At 63.6% G+C, this 21,111-nt stretch carries 18 protein-coding genes and 2 pseudogenes; 8 read left to right on the top strand and 12 right to left on the bottom strand.

Going from position 1 to position 21,111, the window contains the following annotated elements; translation table 11 throughout:
• The 3 genes and pseudogenes from AC629_RS47845 to fabA all read left to right on the top strand — a co-directional run.
• Positions 1–259: pseudogene (locus AC629_RS47845) on the top strand (DEAD/DEAH box helicase); the annotation flags it as partial.
• Between the two features lie 164 nt (positions 260–423).
• Positions 424–1,491 (top strand): GGDEF domain-containing protein, encoded by a 1,068-nt coding sequence (locus AC629_RS32475; protein ID WP_084808893.1) that lies wholly within the window; start codon positions 424–426, stop codon positions 1,489–1,491.
• A gap of 92 nt (positions 1,492–1,583) precedes the next feature.
• Positions 1,584–2,114 (top strand): bifunctional 3-hydroxydecanoyl-ACP dehydratase/trans-2-decenoyl-ACP isomerase, encoded by a 531-nt coding sequence (gene fabA / locus AC629_RS32470; protein WP_084808892.1) that lies wholly within the window; start codon positions 1,584–1,586, stop codon positions 2,112–2,114.
• A 2-nt stretch (positions 2,115–2,116) separates the two neighbouring features.
• Here fabA and AC629_RS32465 read toward each other — a convergent pair whose 3' ends face one another.
• The 8 genes from AC629_RS32465 to AC629_RS32430 all read right to left on the bottom strand — a co-directional run bounded on the left by AC629_RS32465 (position 2,117) and on the right by AC629_RS32430 (position 9,760).
• Complete coding sequence (locus tag AC629_RS32465) at positions 2,117–2,596, bottom strand: TfoX/Sxy family protein (protein ID WP_084808891.1); 480 nt, start codon at positions 2,594–2,596, stop codon at positions 2,117–2,119.
• Positions 2,597–2,818: 222 nt separating this feature from the next.
• Positions 2,819–3,217, bottom strand: a complete 399-nt coding sequence (locus AC629_RS32460; protein ID WP_080138803.1) for a HesB/IscA family protein — start codon at positions 3,215–3,217, stop codon at positions 2,819–2,821.
• Between the two features lie 49 nt (positions 3,218–3,266).
• On the bottom strand, positions 3,267–3,638 hold the full coding sequence (locus tag AC629_RS32455; RefSeq protein ID WP_084808890.1) for an SUF system Fe-S cluster assembly protein: 372 nt from the start codon (positions 3,636–3,638) through the stop codon (positions 3,267–3,269).
• On the bottom strand, positions 3,635–4,882 hold the full coding sequence (locus AC629_RS32450; RefSeq protein ID WP_084808889.1) for a cysteine desulfurase: 1,248 nt from the start codon (positions 4,880–4,882) through the stop codon (positions 3,635–3,637). Before AC629_RS32450 ends, AC629_RS32455 begins: the two co-directional genes overlap by 4 nt.
• On the bottom strand, positions 4,879–6,183 hold the full coding sequence (sufD, locus tag AC629_RS32445; protein ID WP_084808888.1) for a Fe-S cluster assembly protein SufD: 1,305 nt from the start codon (positions 6,181–6,183) through the stop codon (positions 4,879–4,881). The genes AC629_RS32450 and sufD overlap by 4 nt, the downstream gene beginning before the upstream one ends.
• Before the next feature lie 12 nt (positions 6,184–6,195).
• Positions 6,196–6,948, bottom strand: coding sequence for a Fe-S cluster assembly ATPase SufC (gene sufC, locus AC629_RS32440; RefSeq protein ID WP_084808887.1), 753 nt, complete (start codon positions 6,946–6,948; stop codon positions 6,196–6,198).
• Between the two features lie 62 nt (positions 6,949–7,010).
• On the bottom strand, positions 7,011–8,507 hold the full coding sequence (gene sufB / locus AC629_RS32435) for a Fe-S cluster assembly protein SufB (protein WP_084808886.1): 1,497 nt from the start codon (positions 8,505–8,507) through the stop codon (positions 7,011–7,013).
• Between the two features lie 113 nt (positions 8,508–8,620).
• Entirely contained in the window at positions 8,621–9,760 is a 1,140-nt protein-coding gene (locus AC629_RS32430; RefSeq protein ID WP_084808885.1) for a cysteine desulfurase family protein, read from the bottom strand.
• A 346-nt stretch (positions 9,761–10,106) separates the two neighbouring features.
• Between AC629_RS32430 and AC629_RS32425 the strand changes: the two genes are divergently transcribed.
• Together AC629_RS32425 and AC629_RS32420 are read left to right on the top strand one after the other, a co-directional pair.
• Entirely contained in the window at positions 10,107–10,754 is a 648-nt protein-coding gene (locus tag AC629_RS32425) for an alpha/beta hydrolase (RefSeq protein ID WP_008143006.1), read from the top strand.
• Positions 10,755–10,762: 8 nt separating this feature from the next.
• Positions 10,763–11,275, top strand: coding sequence for a DUF1697 domain-containing protein (locus AC629_RS32420; protein ID WP_084808884.1), 513 nt, complete (start codon positions 10,763–10,765; stop codon positions 11,273–11,275).
• Between the two features lie 4 nt (positions 11,276–11,279).
• Here the strand turns inward: AC629_RS32420 and AC629_RS32415 are convergent, their stop codons facing one another.
• The 3 genes from AC629_RS32415 to AC629_RS32405 all read right to left on the bottom strand — a co-directional run bounded on the left by AC629_RS32415 (position 11,280) and on the right by AC629_RS32405 (position 13,495).
• Positions 11,280–11,603, bottom strand: coding sequence for a DMT family transporter (locus AC629_RS32415; protein ID WP_084808883.1), 324 nt, complete (start codon positions 11,601–11,603; stop codon positions 11,280–11,282).
• Between the two features lie 10 nt (positions 11,604–11,613).
• Positions 11,614–12,294 carry a glutathione S-transferase family protein gene (locus AC629_RS32410; RefSeq protein WP_084808896.1) on the bottom strand — a complete coding sequence of 227 codons (681 nt, stop codon included), beginning with the start codon at positions 12,292–12,294 and terminating at the stop codon, positions 11,614–11,616.
• Between the two features lie 97 nt (positions 12,295–12,391).
• Positions 12,392–13,495, bottom strand: a complete 1,104-nt coding sequence (locus AC629_RS32405) for an anhydro-N-acetylmuramic acid kinase (protein WP_084808882.1) — start codon at positions 13,493–13,495, stop codon at positions 12,392–12,394.
• Between the two features lie 159 nt (positions 13,496–13,654).
• On the opposite strand from AC629_RS32405, the gene tyrS reads away from it, so the two are divergent.
• The 3 genes from tyrS to AC629_RS32390 all read left to right on the top strand — a co-directional run bounded on the left by tyrS (position 13,655) and on the right by AC629_RS32390 (position 16,899).
• The gene (gene tyrS / locus AC629_RS32400) at positions 13,655–14,914 is read left to right on the top strand and encodes a tyrosine--tRNA ligase (protein ID WP_084808881.1); all 1,260 of its coding nucleotides are present in this window, start codon (positions 13,655–13,657) and stop codon (positions 14,912–14,914) included.
• A gap of 56 nt (positions 14,915–14,970) precedes the next feature.
• Complete coding sequence (locus tag AC629_RS32395) at positions 14,971–16,242, top strand: MFS transporter (protein ID WP_084808880.1); 1,272 nt, start codon at positions 14,971–14,973, stop codon at positions 16,240–16,242.
• A gap of 219 nt (positions 16,243–16,461) precedes the next feature.
• Positions 16,462–16,899, top strand: coding sequence for a DoxX family protein (locus AC629_RS32390; protein WP_084808879.1), 438 nt, complete (start codon positions 16,462–16,464; stop codon positions 16,897–16,899).
• Between the two features lie 295 nt (positions 16,900–17,194).
• Here AC629_RS32390 and AC629_RS32385 read toward each other — a convergent pair.
• Positions 17,195–20,991 (bottom strand): annotated as a pseudogene (locus AC629_RS32385) (YhdP family protein).
• Positions 20,992–21,111 lie beyond the last annotated feature (120 nt).

Raw genomic sequence — 21,111 nt, 5'->3', positions numbered from 1 at the left:
CACGAGCCGCGCGAGGCGCGTGGCGAGGCAAGGCACGCCCCCCGAAGCCAGGCACGCTTCCGAGGCCAATCATTCATCCGAAGCAAGGCATGCGCCCGAGCCGCGTCGCGGCTCTCGACCGCAGGCCAATACGTCGCATGTGCCGTCGATCGGCCGTCCCGAGCCGCGCCGCCGGCGCGAGGTCGACACCGAGCCGGGCGATCATTCGCATCTTCCGGCGTTTCTGTTGCGACCGGTTCGCTCTCCCGCCGGAGCCTGAAGCGCGACGCGCTTGGGTTCTGGTTGAGCAGCACCGACGCACACTTTTTCAGATGCATCTGGGAGCGGCTGTTTACCGGCCGTTCACGATCGTCCGTTAACCTACGAACATAGTTTAAGAATTTCTGTGGTCGACGGCGCATCGACCGCTGTGGGGTATTTTCCGTGGTCAACGTGCTCGACGAACACGAACGCACGATGGCGTTCGCCGAGGTGGCGCTCGGTCAAATTCGATCGCTTCGGCAAACCGCAATCCCCCGCAATTACGAGATCTGGTACGTCTACGCCACCGGCTACAACGCGCCGCTGAACAAGATCATTAACGAGACGCTGGCGCGCCACGGCAAGCTCACCGAAGCCGATCTCGAGCAGATCTACGAGACCTATCTCTCCCACATCAAGACCACCGACCGCATCGACAAGGTCGGTGCGCGCGTCATCGGCGAGATCGATGATGTGGTGGAGGTGCTGAGCGAAGCGCTGGGGAGGACGAGCGCCTATGATGCCAGCCTCTCGGACGCGGCCCAAATCCTGTCGTCGGCCAAGAGCCGCGAGCAGGTCAAGTCGGTCGTGGAGACGCTGCTGCGCTCGACCAGCGAGATGCGCGAGACCAACAAGGCACTGGAAGACCGGCTGACGCTCGCGAAGAACGAGATCAGCAACCTCCAGCAGAGCCTAGAGGCGATCCGCGCCGAGAGCCTGACCGATCCGCTTACGGGTCTCGGCAACCGCAAATATTTCGACCGAATGATCGGCATGGCCGTCCAGAGCGCGTTCGCCAGCGGTGAGCCGCTGTCCCTGCTCCTGTTCGACATAGATCACTTCAAGTCATTCAACGATTCCTACGGCCACCTCACCGGTGACCAGGTGCTGCGGCTCGTCGGCCTGTCGTTGAAGCAAACCATCAAGGGCCAGGATATCACGGCGCGGTATGGCGGCGAGGAATTCGCTGTCGTGCTGCCCAACACCGCGCTGCGCCAGGCGCTCACGGTCGCCGATCACATCCGCCGCGCGGTCATGGCGAAGGAATTGAAGAAGAAGTCGACCGGCGAGATCCTCGGCCGCGTCACCATCTCCGTCGGCGTCTCCATGCTCAGGCAGGGCGACGACACCGACGCGCTGATCGAGCGCGCGGACGCCTGCCTCTACGCCGCCAAGCGCAACGGCCGCAACCGCGTGATCTGCGAAGCCGATCCGGAATTCGCAGCCGAGACACACGGCCGGGTGGCATAAGGCGGAAGCAAAACCGCCGCGCTTGACATTCCAGCCTGACGAACGACATCTTCCCCGGCGCCAGAGCGCGAGCGTCGAGAGGACTTGTCGTCTTGCCCAACCCTCATAACTTTCACACGCCGCAACCGTCCTACACGAAGGACGAGTTGCTGAGATCGAGCGAAGGCGGCTATTTCGGCCCCGGCAACGCGCAATTGCCGGCGCCGCCGATGCTCGTGATGGACCGCATCACCGAGATCACCATGAACGGCGGCGAGTTCGGCAAGGGCCATATCGTCGGCGAGCTGGACGTCACACCGGAGCACTGGTTCTTCGATTGCAACTTTCGCGGCGACCCGATGATGCCGGCCTCTCTGGCGCTGGACGCCCTGTGGCAGATGATCGGCTATTGGCTCGGCTGGTCGGGCTCACCGGGCAAGGGTCGCGCCATCGGCGTCGGCGAGGTTGGTGCCACGGGATCCATCACACCGGATACGCGAAGCGTGCGCTACGAGGTCGCCATGCGCCTGGTCCGGCGCGGCAAGCTTGTGCTCGGAATTGCCGACGGTCGCGTGCTGGCCGACGGCGTCTGCGTCTTCACGGCCAAGGATATGAGGGTTGGCCTGACACAGGCCGTGGACTGAGCTTAGCCCCTTCGCTTGGCGCGCTTTCGAGCCGGGCTCTTCTTGCTCACCGTCTTCGGCGCTTTCGCGGGCTTGGCGGCCTTCGTCGTGAGTTTGGCCGCCACCTTCGTCGCCGCCTTCTTCCCCTTCTTCGTCGTCTTGGACCGTTTCTTGGGCCGCTTCTTTACCTTGGCGCGCCGGGCGGCGGCGAGCGCTGCCCTCGCCCATTGCGCAAGCTCCTCGGAATCGTCGAACAGGCGCGCCGGCAGCTCCCAGTAAGAGTTCACCATCACGGTTTTGGCGCGAGTCGAGTACTGGAACGGCTTTGAGCCTTCTGCTTCGTAATCCGGGATGGTCACCTCGTCGGCACGGAAGAACAGGCCGGCGCGCAAGGCGAGCGCGAAGTTGATCCCGTCGGCAGAGATGCCGTAGCCGGAAAACATTTTTCGGATCGTGACGGGGCCGAAATCGGCGAACAGGTCGATCAGGAATTCGCGGTCCATGCGCACGCTCTCTCGTGCCCCGGACGCAGCGCAGCGTGGCATAAGCGCATTTGCGCGCGTCTTCGACACGCTATGGCGCTGCTGAGCCGGGGCCCAGTCACTCTATAACTCAAACTATAGCGTGGGTTCCGGCTCTGCGCAGCAGCGCACTGGACGATGCTTCGCATCGCCAGGACAGCGCTGCAGCGCGTCCAGGACACGAGAGTGGAGCGTTGGGGGAAACTACCCGTCGATCTTGGCCGGGCGCAGCTCGACCGACTCGCCGCAGCCGCAGGCCGAGACCTGGTTGGGGTTGTTGAAGACGAACTGGGCCTGCATCTTGTCGGCCTTGTAGTCCATCTCGGTGCCGAGCAGGAACAGCACGGCCTTGGGGTCGACCAGGATCTTGACGCCCTTGTCCTCGACGACCTCGTCGGTCGGGCGGATCTCGTGGGCGTATTCGACCGTGTAGGACTGGCCGGCACAGCCGCCGTTCTTGACGCCGACGCGCAGGCCCACGATCTCGGAATCGGCGCGCTGGGTCAGCTCGGTGATGCGCTGGGCAGCAGCGTCCGTCAGCCGCATCACCTGCGGGCGCGGGCGCCGCGGCTTCGGAGTGGATGCTGGTGTTGCCTGTGTCATGTCAGTGATGTGGTCCGTTTCGGAGCGATTTCAATGCCGGAGTTGCGCGTCACCACATGTTGAGCACGAGGCGGGCCTCGTCGCTCATGCGTTCGGGCGACCAGGCCGGCTCCCAGACGACCTTGACGTCGACCACGCCGACGCCGGGGACGCTGGCGACCGCGTTCTCCACCATGGTCGGCAACTCGCCGGCGGCCGGGCAGTTGGGCGTCGTCAACGTCATCAGGACGTCGACCGAGCGGTCGTCCTTGATCTCGACCTTGTAGATCAGCCCCAGCTCGTAGATGTCGGCCGGAATTTCCGGATCGAACACGGTCTTCAGGCCCGCGATGATCTCGGTGGTCAAGCGCTCGGTCTCCTCCGGCGGCAGCGCCGAGAGGGTCTCCATCGGATTGGCTTTGACGTCGGCCGTGTCACTCATGCGAACAAATCCCGCGCCTTCAAAAGCGCCTGTGCCAGATGATCGACTTCTTCCCTGGTATTATACATGCCGAACGATGCCCGGCATGTCGCGGTCACGTTGAACCGCTCTAAAAGCGGCATCACGCAATGGGTGCCGGCGCGCACCGCGATGCCCTGGCGGTCGATCACTGTGGCAACGTCGTGGGCGTGTGCGCCCTTGAGCTCGAAGGAGATCACCGGCCCCTTGCCGCGGGCGGTGCCGATCAGCCGCAGCGAATTGATCTCGCGCAGCCGGTCCTGAGCGTAGGTGACGAGATCGTGCTCATGGGCAGCGATGCGCTCCTTGCCGATCGAATTGACGTAGTCGATGGCGGCGCCGAGGCCGATCGCCTCGACGATGGGCGGGGTTCCGGCCTCGAACTTGTGCGGCGGGTCGCCATAGGTGACCCAGTCCTTGGCAACCTCGCGGATCATCTCGCCGCCGCCGTTGAAGGGCCGCATCGCGACGAGGTGCTCGTGCTTGGCATAGAGCGCGCCGATGCCGGTAGGACCATAGACCTTGTGACCGGTAAACGCGTAGAAGTCGCAGTCGAGGTCCTGCACATCGATGGGCAGATGCACCGCGCCTTGCGCGCCGTCGACCAGCACCCGAATGCCGCGATCGTGGGCCAGCCGCACGACCTCCTTGATCGGAACGAACGTTCCGAGCGCGTTCGACATCTGTGTGATGGCGACGAGCTTGGTCTTCGGCGTCAGCAGCTTCTCGAACTCGTCGATCAGAAAATTGCCTTCGTCGTCGACCGGCGCCCACTTGATCACCGCGCCGTGGCGTTCCCTGAGGAAATGCCAGGGCACGATGTTGGAATGGTGCTCCATGATCGAGAGGACGATCTCGTCACCGGCCTTGATGTTCGGTTCGCCCCAGGACGACGCCACGAGGTTGATCGCCTCGGTGACGTTGCGGGTGAAGATGATCTCCTCGGTGCGGCGGGCATTGACGAATTGCGCGACTTTTATACGCGCGCCCTCGTAAGCTTCCGTCGCGGCGTTGGCGAGATAATGCAGGCCGCGATGCACGTTGGCGTATTCGGACGTATAGGCCTGCGTCATGCGGTCGAGCACGGACTGCGGCTTCTGCGCCGACGCCGCGTTGTCGAGATAGACTAGCGGCTTGCCATAGACCTGCATGGCGAGCGCCGGGAAATCCTGGCGCACGCGGGCGACGTCGTAGGCTCCGTTCTTGACTGCCGGATGCTCGCTCATTGACGTTGCTCCAGCCAGCGCTCGGCGATGCCGATCACGTACTCGCGCAAACCATCGTCGGCGATCTGCTCGATCGCTTCGCCAACGAATGCCTGGATCAGCAAGGCCTGGGCCTGCTTCTCCGGCAGGCCGCGCGCCTTCAGATAGAACAGCAGGCTGTCGTCCAGCGCACCGGCGGTGGCGCCGTGGCCGCAGGAGACGTCGTCGGCGAAGATCTCGAGCTCGGGCTTGTTGTCCGCCTCGGCTTCGTCCGAGAGCAGCAGCGCGCGGGTCATCATCTTGCCGTCGGTTTTCTGCGCGTCGGGACGGACGATAATGCGGCCCTGGAACACCGAATGGGCGCGGTCGTCGATCACCGCGCGGAAGATCTCGCGGCTGACGCAGTTCGGCACGGCATGGTCCACGACCAGCGTGGTGTCACCATGCTCGGTCTTCTTCAACAGGTTCACGCCGTTGATGGAGAGCTCGCTGCCCTCGCCCGCCAGCGTGATGAGGCCCTGGAGGCGGCTGACGGCCGCGCCGGTTGTCATGTTGAAGAAATTGAGCTTCGTGTTCGCGCCGACCGTGACGAACTGCGAGGTGATGTTCACCGCGTCAGGCGAATCGTCCAGCAAGCGGATATGCGCGACATCGGCGTTGTCGCCGACCGAGAGGACAACCGCGTCGTTGACCTGGTAGGCCTTGGCGCCGGCCGCGACGAAGCTCTCGACGACGGTGGCGCGAACGCCCTTCCCGACCGCGACCTGCGAGCGGGTGAAAGCGGAGACCGAGGCGGCGGTCGCCACATGGATGATCTGGATCGGCGCGGACAGATGCGCGCCGTCCGCGATCGACAGCACGACGCCGTCGGTCGCCATTGCCGCATTCAGCGAGATCACAGCATCGGTAGACGCGGTCTTCAGTAGCCCGGCGTCCTTCTCCAGCGTCTCGCGCAGAGTCTTGAGGCTCACCTCGGCGCCGAGCGCCTTCACGTCGGAGAGGTCGGCCGCGAACACGCCATCGACCAGCACCAGCTTGCGGGCGCCCTCGATCGCGTGCGCCTTCACCGCTTCGGCAGCGCGTTTCAGCGCGGCCGCATCGGGGCTGGCTGCAAGCGGCAGCACCTCGCCGACCAGCGCACGCAGATCGGTGTATTTCCATTCCTCGATCCGGCGGTGCGGCAGGCCGAGATGTTCATAGGTCTCGAAAGCCTCGCGGCGCACCGCGATCACCGCCGGCGAACCCGGCAGGCGGCCCTCCGCGCTGGCGAAGAGATCGCTCACCGCGCGGCCGCTTCCGGTCTTTGCCAAAGCAACGTTCATCGCAAATAATCCTTACGCGGCATCCTCGAACTGGGCGTAGCCGGACTCTTCCAGCTCCAGCGCCAGCTGCTTGCCGCCGCTCTTCACGACACGGCCCTTCGACATCACGTGCACGAAATCGGGCACGATGTAGTTGAGCAGCCTCTGATAGTGAGTGATGACGACCATCGCGCGCTTGGGCGAGCGCAGCGCGTTGACGCCGTCGGCCGCAATGCGCAGCGCGTCGATGTCGAGGCCCGAATCCATCTCGTCGAGGATGCACAGGCTCGGCTCGAACAGCGCCATCTGCAGCACCTCGTTGCGCTTCTTCTCGCCGCCGGAGAAGCCGACGTTCACGCCGCGCTTGAGCATGTCCTGCGGGATGTTCAGCGATTTCGAGACTTCGCGGACCTTCTTCAGGAAGTCCGGGGTCGAATATTCGCTCTCGCCGCGCGCCTTGCGCTGCGCGTTCAACGCGGTACGCAGGAAGTTCATGGTGGCGACGCCGGGGATCTCGACCGGATACTGGAACGCCAGGAACACGCCCTTGGCGGCGCGCTCCTCGGGAGCCATCTCCAGGAGGTCCTCGCCCTTGAACAGGATCTGGCCGTCGGTGACCTCGTAGCCGGGCTTGCCGGCGATGACGTGGGAGAGCGTCGACTTACCGGAGCCGTTCGGCCCCATGATCGCGTGCACCTCACCCTCGTTCACGGTCAGCGTCAGCCCGTGGAGGATCTCACGTTCCTCGACACGAACCTTCAGGTCTTTCACTTCAAGCAAAGCCATCTTGGTTTCCAGTCTATTCAAATGATGTGTGGAGCGCCAAAGCGCACCGCGAGGGTCGGCGATCAGCCGACCGACCCTTCAAGCGAGATCGAGATCAGCTTCTGCGCTTCCACTGCGAACTCCATCGGGAGTTGCTGAAGCACGTCCTTGACGAAGCCGTTGACGACGAGGCCAACCGCCTCCTCCTGGCTGAGGCCGCGCTGGATGCAGTAGAACAGCACATCCTCGGAGATCTTCGAAGTCGTCGCCTCGTGCTCGAACGTAGCCGACGAGTTCTTGGCCTCGATGTACGGCACGGTATGCGCGCCACATTTGTCGCCGATCAGTAGGGAATCGCAGGCGGTGAAGTTGCGCGCACCGGTCGCTTTACGGTGCGCGGTGACGAGACCGCGATAGGTGTTCTGCGACTTGCCGGCGGCGATGCCCTTGGAAATGATCCGGCTCGACGTGTTCTTGCCGAGATGGATCATCTTGGTGCCCGAGTCGACCTGCTGGAAGCCGTTCGAGATCGCGATCGAGTAGAACTCGCCGCTGGAGTTATCGCCGCGCAGAATGCAGCTCGGATATTTCCAGGTGATCGCCGAACCGGTCTCGACCTGGGTCCAGGAGATCTTGGAGTTGGCACCGCGGCAGTCGCCACGCTTGGTGACGAAGTTGTAGATGCCGCCCTTGCCTTCCGAGTTGCCGGGATACCAGTTCTGCACCGTCGAATATTTGATCTCGGCGTCGTCGAGCGCGACGAGCTCGACCACGGCCGCGTGCAACTGGTTCTCGTCGCGCTGCGGCGCGGTGCAGCCCTCGAGATAGGAGACGTAGGAGCCCTTGTCGGCGATGATCAGCGTGCGCTCGAACTGGCCGGTGTTGCGCTCGTTGATACGGAAATAGGTCGACAGCTCCATCGGGCAGCGCACGCCCGGCGGCACGTAGACGAACGAGCCGTCGGAGAACACCGCCGAGTTCAGCGTCGCGTAGAAATTGTCGGAGGTCGGAACCACCGAGCCGAGATACTTCTGCACCAGCTCGGGGTGTTCGCGGATCGCTTCCGAGATCGGCATGAAGATCACGCCGGCCTTCTTCAGCTCGGCCTTGAAGGTGGTCGCGACCGAGACCGAGTCGAACACAGCATCGACCGCGATCTTGCGCCGGGCCGGGTCTTCCTCGCCTACCTTCGGCTCGACGCCTTCGAGCATCGCGACTTCCCGCAGGGGAATGCCGAGTTTCTCGTAGGTCTTCAGAATCTCCGGATCGATCTCGTCGAGCGAGGTGACCGCCTTCTTCGGCTTCGGCGCCGCGTAATAGTAGATATCCTGGAAGTCGATCTTGGGATACTCGACGCGCGCCCAGGTCGGCTCGGTCATGGTCAACCAGCGCCGATAGGCCTCGAGCCGCCACTGGAGCATCCAGTCGGGTTCGTTCTTTTTCTGTGAGATGAATTTTACGATCTCTTCCGACAGCCCCTTGGGGGCCTTTTCGGTGTCGATCAGGGTCTCAAACCCATAACGATATTGGTCGACGTCGATGCGCTTCACGCGCTCGACCGTCTCTTGTACGGCTGGCATTCCATCCTCCGCTCGCGGTTTCAAGGACCGCGGTGGATCAAACTGGGACGACTATTACGATGTTTTTCTGCGGAAAGCACGTGCTTAGAACCATTCAAGCCGTGTTTCGTCGCTTAGCCTCTAAGTAGGGTATTACCCAGCTTTCGCCAAGCCTCTAACGTCCTATTGATGTCCTCTGGTTCCGTGGACCAGCCAAGACTGAGACGCACCGCTCCCTGGGCGACTGCAGGGTCGAACCCCATGGCCGAAAGCACGTGGGACGGCTGGACCTTCCCTGAGGAGCAGGCTGAGCCTGAGGACACCGCGATGCCTTCGAGGTCAAAGCCGATCACCGCGGTCTCGGCCTTCAGACCGGGCGCGGTGAACAGAACGGTATTCGGCAACCGCCTGACGTCGTCCGAGAAGACGGTTGCGCCAGCGATCGCGCGGATACCATTTTCCAAGCGATCTCTGAGGGTTGCCATCCGGTCCGCATCCTCCGGCAGAGCCTGAAGCGCGGCCTTCACCGCCGCGCCGAAGCCGGCAATGCCCGCGACATTCTCGGTTCCAGCGCGGCGGTTGAGCTCCTGCCCACCGCCCCGCAGCACCGGCTCGAGTCCGGCGAGCCCCTCCGCCACGACCAGCGCGCCGACGCCCTTGGGGCCACCAATCTTGTGCGCAGAAAAGGTCGCAAGGTCCGCGCCCACCGCCCTGAGATCGAAAGGAGTTTTCCCCAGCGCCTGGATCGCGTCGACATGCAGCAGGCCGCCAGCCTCGTGAACGATCCGAGCGGCCTCGGCAACGGGCTGGAGCGCGCCCGTCTCGTTGTTGGCCGCCATGATGGAAACCAGCGCCGGAGGGCCGTCGATGAGCAGCGCTTTCAAATGGTCGAGGTCGATAACGCCGGAGCGCGTGACTTGAATCTGGCCGATCCTGTCCGCCGGGAACCGGCCGCCGGCCAGCACCGAGGCATGCTCGACCGCCGAGACCAGCAGCCGTTCGACTGGCCGTCCGGCGGGGCCACGAAGGCCGGGCGACAGCGCCAGGGCGTTGGCTTCAGTTCCGGCGGAGGTGAAGACGACGTTTCGCGGCAGTGCTCCCACCGCCGCCGCAAGCATGGCGCGGGCCTCCTCGACCAGCCGCCGCGCCTCTCGCCCCTCGGCATGGACCGAGGACGGATTACCGATCAGGTCGTACGCGGCGAGCATCGCGCCTCGTGCTTCAGCACGCAGCGGTGTGGTCGCATTCCAGTCGAGATAGACGCGCCTCGGCATTGAGTATTATATTACCTCCTCAGCCTGTTCGGCCCGCCTCGCCACCGACATGGGCCGCGGTCACGCGCTTGGCAACCTGATTCCAGATCACCGGTCCGCGGTGACGTGGCCGTGACACGCTAACATCTTGAGCCCATTGGCTGATGTTCAAGATGCTTGCTTTTTGACCCTAAGCCTATGTTAGAACGCGGCCGTCAAGTCACCGCGCGCCAATTGCGCATCACCGCGAGGCGCACGCCTTCTCATCCTTCAATTCGCGCTTTCGTCGGCAACGCTGTCGATGAGGGCCACAATCGGTTGATTGCCGAGGATCACCGCTCCAGGAAATCAATCAAGAGATCCATCGATGCCTGAAGTCATTTTCGCCGGCCCCGCTGGCCGCCTTGAAGGCCGCTATCACCCGGCCAAGCAGAAGAACGCGCCGATCGCGATGATCCTGCATCCGCATCCGCAGTTTCACGGCACGATGAACCATCAGATCGTGTACCAGTGCTACTACGCCTTCGCGCATCGCGGCTTCTCGGTGCTGCGCTTCAATTTCCGCGGCGTCGGCCGCAGCCAGGGCTCGTTCGACCACGGCACCGGCGAATTGTCGGACGCAGCCGCCGCACTCGATTGGGCGCAGACCATCAATCCAGAAGCGCGCGCCTGCTGGGTCGCCGGATTCTCCTTCGGCGCCTGGATCGGCATGCAGCTTCTGATGCGCCGCCCCGAGGTCGAGGGCTTCATCTCGATCGCGCCGCCGGCCAATCTCTACGACTTCTCGTTCCTCGCGCCCTGCCCCTCCTCAGGGCTCATCGTGCACGGCGAGAAGGATGCGGTGGTGCCGCCGAAGGACGTCAATACGCTGGTCGAGAAGCTGAAGACGCAGAAGGGCATCGTGATCGACCAGCAGGTCATCCCCGGCGCCAACCACTTCTTCGACGCCAAGCTCGAGCCGCTGATGGAAACCATCACGGCCTATCTCGACATGCGCCTCGCCAACGTGCGCTGAGGCCTCAAATGGGCTCGTTCGTCGCCCTGCTGCGTGCCGTGAATGTCGGCGGCACCGGCAAGCTGCCGATGAGCGAGCTCAAGGCGATGTGTGAGGAGCTCGGCTTCGCCGCCGTGCGCACCTACATCGCCAGCGGCAACGTGGTGTTCACCAGTCGCAAGTCCGAAGCCGCCATCAAGTCCGCACTGGAAAAGCGCCTGCACGCCTACGCCGGCGCGCCGGTCGGCGTGCTTATGCGCAGCGTCACCGAGATGGCGCAAGTCGCGGCCGACAATCCCTTCCCGAAGGCCGCGCCCAACCGCACGGTTGCGATCTTCCTCGACAAGGCGCCGGCGGCCGATGCGCTCGCCGGCATCCGCGGCCAAAATAACGAGGAGGTTCGCCTCGGCCGCCGCGAGATCTATGTGCACTACGGCGACGGCATGGGGACGTCGAAGCTCGTCATTCCTGCGGCCAAGTCCGGTACCGCGCGCAACATGAATACCATCGCGACGCTCGCGAAGATGGCCGCGGAGCTGTGACAGCTCAAGCCAGCTTGAGCGCGGCAATCCCCATCAGCACGAGCGCGATGCCTGCAAGCTTCATCGCGCTCAAGGCCTCGCCGAACAGCACCACCCCCATCAGGAACGTGCCGGCGGCGCCGATGCCGGTCCACACCGAATAGGCGACGCCGACCTCGAGCACCTTCAGGGCGCGTCCGAGCAGGAAGACGAAGGCCGCGAGCAGCACGAGCGAGACGATGCTCCAGCCCACGCGCGTGTAGCCCTCCGCATATTTCATCGAAATCGCCCAACCGACATCGAGCGCGCCGGCGATCACCAGCATGAGCCAGGCCAAGGATGACGACATCGGCGTGCGCTCAGGCCGCAAGCTTCAGCAGATGCGCGTCGTGCCGCACAAGGAAAGCGCGCAGCAATTGCGGATAGTCCGCGCCGACGGCCGAGCGTACGCTCGGACGCTTTGCAAGCTCTGCCCGCCACGCGCGCACCTTCGGCAGATCGGTGAAGATGCCGAGCTCGGTCAGTTCATCGAACAGATCGAAATAGCGGAAGATCGGTGCGAACACCGCATCAACGAGGCTGAACGCATCGCCTGCGAAATACGGATCGTCCCCGAGCGCAACCTCGACACGCGCGAATTTCGCCGCAAGCGCCTGACGCTTGGTCTCGAACGTCGCCGGATCCGTCGTGGTCTCCAATCCCCAGAGGTCACCAAGGATCGCCGATCCGAATTCCATCCAGGCGCGGTGCTCGGCACGCTCAAGCGCATCCACCGGATGCAGCTTCGCACCTTCTTGCGTGTCCTCGATGTACTCGCAAATCACATTGCTCTCGAACAGCGCGACCTCGCCTTTGTCCGTCGTCGTCACCACCAGCACCGGCACCTTGCCAAGCGGCGAGAGTTTCAGGAACCAGTCGGGCTTGTTGGCGAGGTCGATGTCGATCCGCTCGAACGGCACGCCCTTCTCTTTGAGCGCGATCACCGCGCGCTGCACATAGGGACAAAGCTTGTGGCTGATCAGTTTGAGCGAGGCTGTCATGACAACGATCCCGGCGGTTGGATGCAACTGCATTAAAGATAAATGCATTTGCATGCACCCGTCAAGATCAATGCATCTGCATTAATCAGCCGAGATCTCAAGGCCGCGCGATCACCCCGCCCGTCATCGGCATCGGCACACCCGTGGTGGCCGGATAGGACAGCGGCAAGCCTTTCAGGCCGCGGGCGGCGAGGAAGCCGAAGGCTTGCGCCTCGATGGCGTCGGAGGCCCAGCCAAGCGTCTCGGCGGCCTCGACGGTAGCCGAGCCCACCCGATCCCGCAGCATGCGTAGCATGGTGAGGTTGCGGGCGCCGCCGCCGCAGATGATCCAGCTCCGCGGCCGCCGCGGCAAGAGCGGGATGATGCGGGCGATCGCGGCCGCGGTGAAAGCGGTGAGCGTCGCGGCGCCATCTGCCGGCGGAACCTCGCAGAGCTTGAGCGCAGCAAAATCGTTGCGATCGAGCGATTTCGGCGGGGGGAGCGCAAAGAATGGCAGCTCCAGCGCGCGCGCGATCCAGGCTTCATCGACCTTGCCGAGCGCTGCAAACTTTCCTTCCGCGTCGAACGCCTGGTTCATGGTGCGGTACATGAAATCGTCGAGCAGCGCGTTGCCGGGCCCGGTGTCGCAGGCGATCAGCGTGTCGTTGCCGTCGATATAGGTGATGTTGGAGACACCACCGATGTTGACCACGACGATCGGGCCCTCACGCTCCAGCGAATTGGCGAGCGCCCGGTGGTAGACCGGTACGAATGGCGCGCCCTGCCCACCAGCCTCGACATCGGCGGCGCGGAAATCATGCATCACGGGGATATGGATCGCCTTGGCCAGCGCCTGCGCATCACCGATCTGCACTGTCAGCCGCTTCTCGGGGCGGTGCAGCACGGTCTGGCCATGGAAACCGACGATGTCGATGTCCTCCGGCTTCATCCGGTTCTGGGCGATGAAGGCGGCGACCGCCTCGGCATGGGCCCGCGTCACCGCGCGCTCGGCCTCGGCCAGAACCCCGGGCCGGGCATCACGCTGCGGCAGGTGCACAGCCTCGCTCAGCGCCAGGCGCAGCAGATTGCGCTCCGCCGGACTGTAGGGCCGGTAGCCGGACGGTCCGAACGCCTTCACATGCTTTCCATCGGTTTCGATCAGCGCGACATCCACCCCGTCAAGCGAGGTGCCGCTCATCAAACCGAGTGCCGTCAACATCATCGTAGTCAGCCTCGACGCCCCCTGCCCCGACGCCTGACTTGTATCAGACAAGCACATCTTATAATGCCACAGCGCGCTATGCTGCGGCAGCCCGAAGGGCACAGGTTCCGCAACTTGCGGCAATTACCGTAAACCAGGAACTGTCCGGGTCGCACACAAATGACTGCATTTAAATCAGATTTTCTGCGTGAGCTGGAATGGCGCGGCTTTATCCATCAAATCTCATCGCCGGTAGAACCGCTGGACGACCTGGCAAAGCACGGTCAACTGACCGCATACGTGGGCTACGACTGCACTGCTCCCTCGCTGCATGTTGGCCATCTACTTTCAATTATGATGCTTCATTGGCTGCAGGAATATGGAAATCGCCCCATCACGCTGATGGGGGGTGGCACCACTCGAGTCGGAGATCCTTCTGGTCGCGATGAAACGCGCAAACTACTCACGTATGACCAGATCGAAGCGAACAAGGATGCCATCCGACGCACATTTAGACCTGAGTTTGTCAGATTTGGAGACGGCCCCAGAGACGCAATAATGCCTGACAATGCGGAGTGGCTCACCCGACTAAATTGGATTGAGATGCTGCGCGATATTGGTCGGCACTTCTCCGTTAATCGAATGCTTGCGATGGACTCTGTCAAGCTCAGGTTGGAGCGCGACCAAGAGATGAGCTTCATTGAGTTCAACTATATGATCTTGCAGGCGTTCGATTTCGTTGAACTCAACAAGCGTTACGATTGCCGTTTGCAAATGGGTGGCTCTGATCAATGGGGGAACATTGTAAACGGCATTGAACTTGGCAGAAGAATGGGGACTCCCCAACTGTTCGCCTTAACCTGCCCGCTATTGACGACCGCATCAGGCGCGAAGATGGGGAAAACCGCGTCTGGAGCGGTTTGGCTAAATGCCGATATGCTTAGCCCATATGATTATTACCAGTTCTGGCGGAACACCGAGGATGCCGATGTCGGCAGATTCCTGAAGCTGTTCACGACGCTGCCGAAGAGCGAGATCAACAAGCTCGAGGCACTCGGCGGATCGGAGATCAACGAGGCCAAGAAGGTGCTCGCGACCGAGGCGACTGCGCTGCTGCATGGCCGCGATGCTGCCAACAAGGCCGCCGAAACCGCGCGCCGCACCTTCGAGGAAGGCGCGCTGGCCGAGAGCCTACCGACGGTGGAAATTCCGCGCGGCGAGCTGGACGCCGGCGTCGGTGTGCTCAACGCCTTCGTCAAGGCGGGCCTCGTCGCCTCCAACGGCGAGGCGCGGCGCCAGATCAAGGGCGGAGGCCTGCGCGTCAACGACGAGGCGGTCACCGACGAAAAGATGGCGCTTTCGGCGGGCAACCTGACGCCGGAAGGCGTGATCAAGCTGTCCTTCGGCAAGAAGAAGCACGTCCTCATCAAGCCTGCATAGGCGTATGAGCTTTTGATGCTTGTCAGGGCGCGCCGAAGCGCGCTCCCTGACCGACAATGGACCAGAACACTCCCAAGGAAACGACAGCGGCAACGTCGAAGAAGCACGCCGCAAGCACGCAGCGGGAGGCCGCGCGCACTGCCCTCGTCGTGCTCGCGCTGTGCTTCACGCTCGCGGTTCTCGGCCGCGGCCTGAGCGAAAGCTTCACCGTGTTCCTCAAGCCGATCTCGCAGGATTTCGGTTGGGACCGCGCCCAGGTCGTGTCGATCTATTCGCTGACCTGGCTGATCAGCGGCCTCACTGCGCCCTTCGTCGGGCGCCTGTTCGACCATTCCGGACCGCGCATCGTCTACGCGCTCGGACTGTTCCTGCTCGGCTCCGCGTTCCTGATCGCGGGCCACGCGCAGGCGCTCTGGCAATTCCAGCTCTCGATCGGACTCTGCGTCGGGATCGGCGTTGCGTTCATCGGCAACGTGCCGAACTCGATCCTGCTCGGCCGCTGGTTCGGCCCCCGGCTACCGACCGCGATGGCGGTGGTCTATTCGGCGATGGGCGGCGGCGTGCTGGCGCTACTGCCGGCCTCGCAGCTTTTGATCGATCATCTCGGCTGGCGCGAGACCTACCAGCTATACGGCTTCGCCGCGCTCGGCCTGCTGGTGCCGCTCTTGCTTCTGCCCTGGCGCATGTTCGCGGCCGGCTCGCCGCATGTGGCCAAGAGGACCGATCCTGGTTTTATCGACAATGGCTGGACGCTTCTGAGCGCGATGCGCCACCATGCTTTCTGGGCCTTGTTCTCGACCTTCTTCTTCACTGCCGTCGGCATGTATGCGATCGCCGCGCAGATCGTCGCGTATCTGATCGACGCCGGCTTCCCGCCGCTCCTGGCCGCGACGGCCTGGGGCTTCTCGGGCGTCGTGCTGGTGTTCGGCATGCTCGGCGTGTCCGCGCTCGACGGACTGATCGGGCGCCGGCCGTCCGTGCTGCTCAGCTACGCGATCTCGATCCTCGGCATCTTCCTGCTCTGGCTCTTGCAGTACTATCCGAACATCATCCTGCTCACCGGCTTCGTCGTCTGCTTCGGCAGCATGATGGGCTCGCGCGGCCCTCTCATCACCGCGACCGCAATGAAGATCTTCCGCGGAAAACGCGTCGGCACGATCTTCGGCACGATCTCGATCGGCAGCGGCCTGGGCTCGGCGTTCGGCTCATGGAGCGGCGGCCTCATCCACGACTTCACGCACGGCTACAATCTCCTGCTCGCCTTCGCACTTGCGAGCGTGATTCTGGGAATGATTCCGTTCTTGGTCGTCCCCGCCTTGCGGGAATAGGTGTCCCCGACGTAACCTGCATCCCTCGGTGTCACCGGGAAATTACGGACGACACACGAGGCACTGCGTGAGAAAAAATCCGGCACAACCGGAGTGAAGGGACGAACTGTGGTGTTTTGTCCTACATGACGAAAATGTCAGCGCGGAATTGATCCCGGGTGGCTTGCGAGGCGGAACCGAATGCGGTCCAAGTCGCACATTGGATGGAGGGCAAAACCAATGAACTTTCCCTATCTCACTCGCTTTCAGCCGGTTCTCTTGAGCCTGTTTCGCTTCATCACCGGCCTCCTGCTGTTCCAGTACGGCGTCGCCAAGCTGTTCAAGTTTCCGGCGCTGCCCTACTTCGCCGACATTCCGCCGCTGATCTACGCGGCCGGAGCGATCGAGCTCGTGCTCGGCGCGGCCCTGATGCTCGGCCTGTTCACCCGCCTCACGGCCTTCATCCTGTCGGGCGAAATGGCCTTCGCCTACTTCATGGGCCACATGTTCAAGACAGGCACGCCGGTGTTCCTGCCGCTGCTCAATGGCGGCACCGCCGCGATCCTGTTCTGCTTCGCCTGCCTGTACATCTCGTCAGCCGGCGGCGGCTCGGTCAGCGTCGACTCGCTGATGGGCAACGAGAGCGACGCACCGGGCGGCGCCTACGCGCGGCGCTGACTCGCCCGCGATTGACTTGAAAGCAACGGCACGGCGCCGGCGGATTGCCGGTGCCGCCTCAGCGAGAGCCCAGCACGTTCCAGATGAGCACGAGGGCCGCGACGAGCAGCATGGACATGATGAGGCGGTGAACGAATCGGTTCATTGCAGGTCCGGCCGAGCTCGATGATCACCAAAGTCTAAGATCATTTTTCGAGGGCATGCGGACCGGCACGCGCCGGCGCATGGCGGTTCGCTTGCACAGTTGCGCATTTGGCTGTGAAGGCGGTCCCGCGTGACCTCTTCAGCTCTGCCGCTATCGCCGCGTGAGGCTGCAACCGTTCGATAGTTGACGCGACGATCCGGTCGAGCCGTCGTTCGACTGCGACGGGAATTCATCAAACGGCGAGTTCTGCTTGCCGGTGTTGAACTCCATGATCTTCCGAGTCACGCCGGGAAATATCGCCGAGATCGGATTGACGCGCATCACGGGCGCAGCCGGTGTGCCGACGACCTCGTAGGTCACGCCGATCAGTCCCTCGTTATTGCCACCACCTAGGAACAACCCGAGTACCGGAATCTGTCCGAACATGTTGTTCAACCCGTACATCGGCACGAAGGTGCCGCTCATGCACACCTGGTTGCCGGGATAGTCGATCGAGCCTTCGATCGTGGCGCCGATCATCGGGCCCTTGACCACACCATCGCGGATCGTGAGTGCGCCGTTCTGCCGGGTAAACTCGGCGCGCAATGCGCTGAAAGAGATGCCGTTCCCGGTCCCGTTGGGCGCGCCAGCGGCGACGCGCTCGAGCTGCGCCTCGCCCTTCACTGTGAAGTCGCGCACGTTGATGAGGCCCTCGCGCGACGTGTTCGGCTCGGACGTCGGCGGCTCCATCGCCACCACCATCTGGCCGCCGACCGCCTTGGTGTAAGTGTCGGTGAAGCGCAGCAGCGCGCCGGCATCGTTGGTCTGGAGGTAGATCACCTCGCGGTTGCCCTGGCACGGCCGCCACGCAGATCGGCGGCCACCGGCGTGTCGCGACCAATCTTGCCGCTCAGGGTGAAAGCCTTGATGGCGCCATTGCGTTTCGACATCTTGGCGTCGACGCTGCGCATCGCCTCGCCGTTGAAGCCGGCGACGGCGCCGAATTTCACGTCGATGTCGAAATCGACGTTCTTCATCTTGTTCTTGTCGTCCTTGGAATTGCCTGAGATCGCCGACTTCAGGAAGCCGCGTCCGTCGAACACGTCGCCGCGCATCGTGCCCCTGAGCACACCGTCCTGACCGCGCTCGACCTTCAGCGAAGCCTTGTCGCCGTCGGACGGCGCGTAGGTCGGGAAGTTCGCGTTCATGAGGTCGCCGTTCGGATCGACCTCCACCGTGCCCTTGATCGAGGCGCCGCCGCCCTCGACGACGATATCCTCAAGGCGCGTCGATTGCGCAGTCGGCACCACCTTGAAGCTGGCCTTGCCCGACTTGCCCGGCAGCTTGACCCAACCAGGGAGGATGTTGTCGAGCTTGACCGAGGTCAGGTCGGCCTCGACGCCGAGCTTGGTGGTCTGGTCCGGGCCGCCGGCGATCTTGCCAGAGAGCTTGATCGGCAGTGACCCGCTGACGGCGGGACCGAGGTCGAAGCCGAGGCGCGCGCGGCTCGCATCGTCCAGCGTCGCCTGCAATTTGACGTCCGCATCGCCCTCGGCCGGTTTACGATAGTCGAGCGAGGCCGCTTGCCCGTTGATCTTGACGTCGCCCTTGACCTGGTAGCCCTGGTTGTTGGCGGCGATCTTGAGGTTGTTGGCCTCCAGCTTCTGGTTCATTACAAGCTTGTCGGCGGCAAAGCCGTTGAGATCGGCGGTGAAGGCGTAAGTGGTGTCGGCCTTGGTGAGCTCACCCTTGACCGGCATGTTGAGCTGGACGTTCGCCGAGAACGTTCCCTTGCTGGTGTTGGGATCGATGACGCTCGTTGACAGATCGCTCAAGCGATCATTGGAGAGCATCTCGGCCGCAGCGGGAACGGGCCCGTCGACACGGAACCTGGCCCGCGATGGCGACGGCTTGGGCGCCATGTCCGGCACCTCAAAGGTGAAGTCGGAGATCGTGATCTTGCGGCCGGCGGGCGTGTCGGCGACGCCCTGTCCGATGTTCACCGTCGCGGTGCGCCCGGTCACACGCGCCTTGAGGTCGGCATCATGCACCGCCGGCATGCCGTCCACGGGGCGGACCGCGACGCCGCTCGCGACGATATTGACGGAGAGACCGTCGTCGGGAATCGGCGGGCCCTTGCGCGGAAGGTTCTTCACCGGCGAATTGACGCCGATCTCTATACGCTGGAGCGTGCCGCGCTCGATCCGCTCGATCACCCATTGACGCACTTCCGGAACGATGAGCGTCGGCCACATCCGTTTCAGCGCGGAGGCCGACATCGGCGTTCCCGCAAAGCCCAGCGTCAGGCGCGGCTCGCCCGAATAGTCAATGGCGCCGGTGCCGGCGACGCCGATCTCGCCGTTGGAAATATCGGCCTGCGTCAGCAGGAGGCGCTTGTGGTCGGTGTCGAAACGGAAGCCGATTGCGATACGGTTGAAGACAAGTGGCGGCTCGTTGTCGATACCGCCGAGGAGAATCGATCCACCGCTGAAGCCGAGCTGCCAGTCATTGATGTTGCCATTCGGCGGTTCAAGATGCGCCAGGAGCGTCACGCGGTTGGCGCCCGAGAGAACCTTGAACGGCGCGACCAGCACGCGCCGGTTGGAATCCCACTCGACATTGATCTCGGCCGAGTCGATCGCCATCGGATAGTCCGGCGTATCGGTGTCGATGATGCTGCCCGCACCGGCTACGATCTTGCCGCGGAAGAATGTCGGTACGCCGTCGCGGCCGAGCTCGCCCTTGAGCTCGCCAGTCAGCGGCAGGTCGGCCGTGTAGGTGAGATCCTTCACCCGCATCGCCAGCAGGATGTTGGAGGTCGAGACCTTGTCGGCACGGATATCGACCGAGCGCACGCCGTTCTCGGCGGGGCCGATCGTGGCACGCAGCATCCACGGGCGCGCGCCCTCCTCGCCGAGGCTGAGCGTAACGCCGCCACGGCTCGGCCGGCGCAGGCTGAGCGTGATGTTCTCGAACGTCCATTTGCCGCCGCGCTGCTGATCGTCGACGATCAGGTTGCCGTTCTTGAGACCGATCTCGTTGAGGTTCTGGCCATCGAGGCCGGTCATGCTCAGACTGTCGAGCCAGTCGAGGCCCTGAAGAATTCCGCTCTGCGCAGTCGCCTGGGGTGCGGCCTGGGACGCGTCCGGGCTCGCAGGCGCCGTCGCGAATGGCGGCGGCGGGACACTATTGCGCGGGAATGTCGGCGGCAGGCCGGCATCCTTCTTCGAAGCGACGCCGGTTGCCAGCGGCTTTGCGGTGTCGCCGGCCGAAACCGTGACGGTCCCGTCAGGAGCAATGCGGATCGCCAGCTCGGCATCGACGAGATTGAGGCTTTCGGCGCGCAAGTGCCCCATCAGCAGACCCGCACCCGACAGCTTCACCTCGGCTTTCGGCGCGCTGGCGACGATGGCGTGATCGCGGTCGCGGACGATGATGTCCCGGATACGCACGGCGATACGGACGCGCCCGACCCGCTCGATCTGGGTGCCACCGACCTCCACGGTGTTGCCGTGGCCGATATTGTCCTCGATCGCCGCAGCGAGCCACGGCGTTGCGATGTCCAGATTGATGGGACCGGCGCCGAGCCGCCACCACAGCACGCTGAAACAGCCGACGAAGATGACGACGAGAGCACCGACGACGACCACCAGCCGCTTCAGCCAGCGACCGCCGCCCATCCAGCGGCGCATCGCCCCAAACCCGTCACCGAAGCGATGGAAGCCCGAATTGGAACGCGACAACAGCCGGCGCGCACGATGGCCCGCCGCCGCTTCCTGATCCGGATCCCAATCGGCATCGTCCCATTCCTGCGGCTGTTGTTGACCGCCGCGCCGATCGAAATCCCGGTTGTAGTCCTGGGGCGACGTATTCCTTGCCATTGCCTCTCGATACAGGCGCCCGTCGTAGGATTGAGCGCCGCCGGGGCCGCAGCCGTCCACAGGAAGCGTAGCTCCCTGCGCCGGCATTGCCGCCATACCTCGAATATTCCTGCTGTTCGTCATTTCGCCCCGGGAGCGCGTTCAACGACCAGTGGGGTGATGCGTGGAATTCCTTGTAACCATACTCCGGCGTCGTCAGACTTGCCC

The sequence above is a fragment of the Bradyrhizobium sp. NAS80.1 genome (assembly GCF_001908205.1).
Lineage (GTDB): Bacteria > Pseudomonadota > Alphaproteobacteria > Rhizobiales > Xanthobacteraceae > Bradyrhizobium.
Note: the sequence above shows the minus strand (reverse complement) of the source record. Positions and strands in the feature narration are given on the sequence as shown.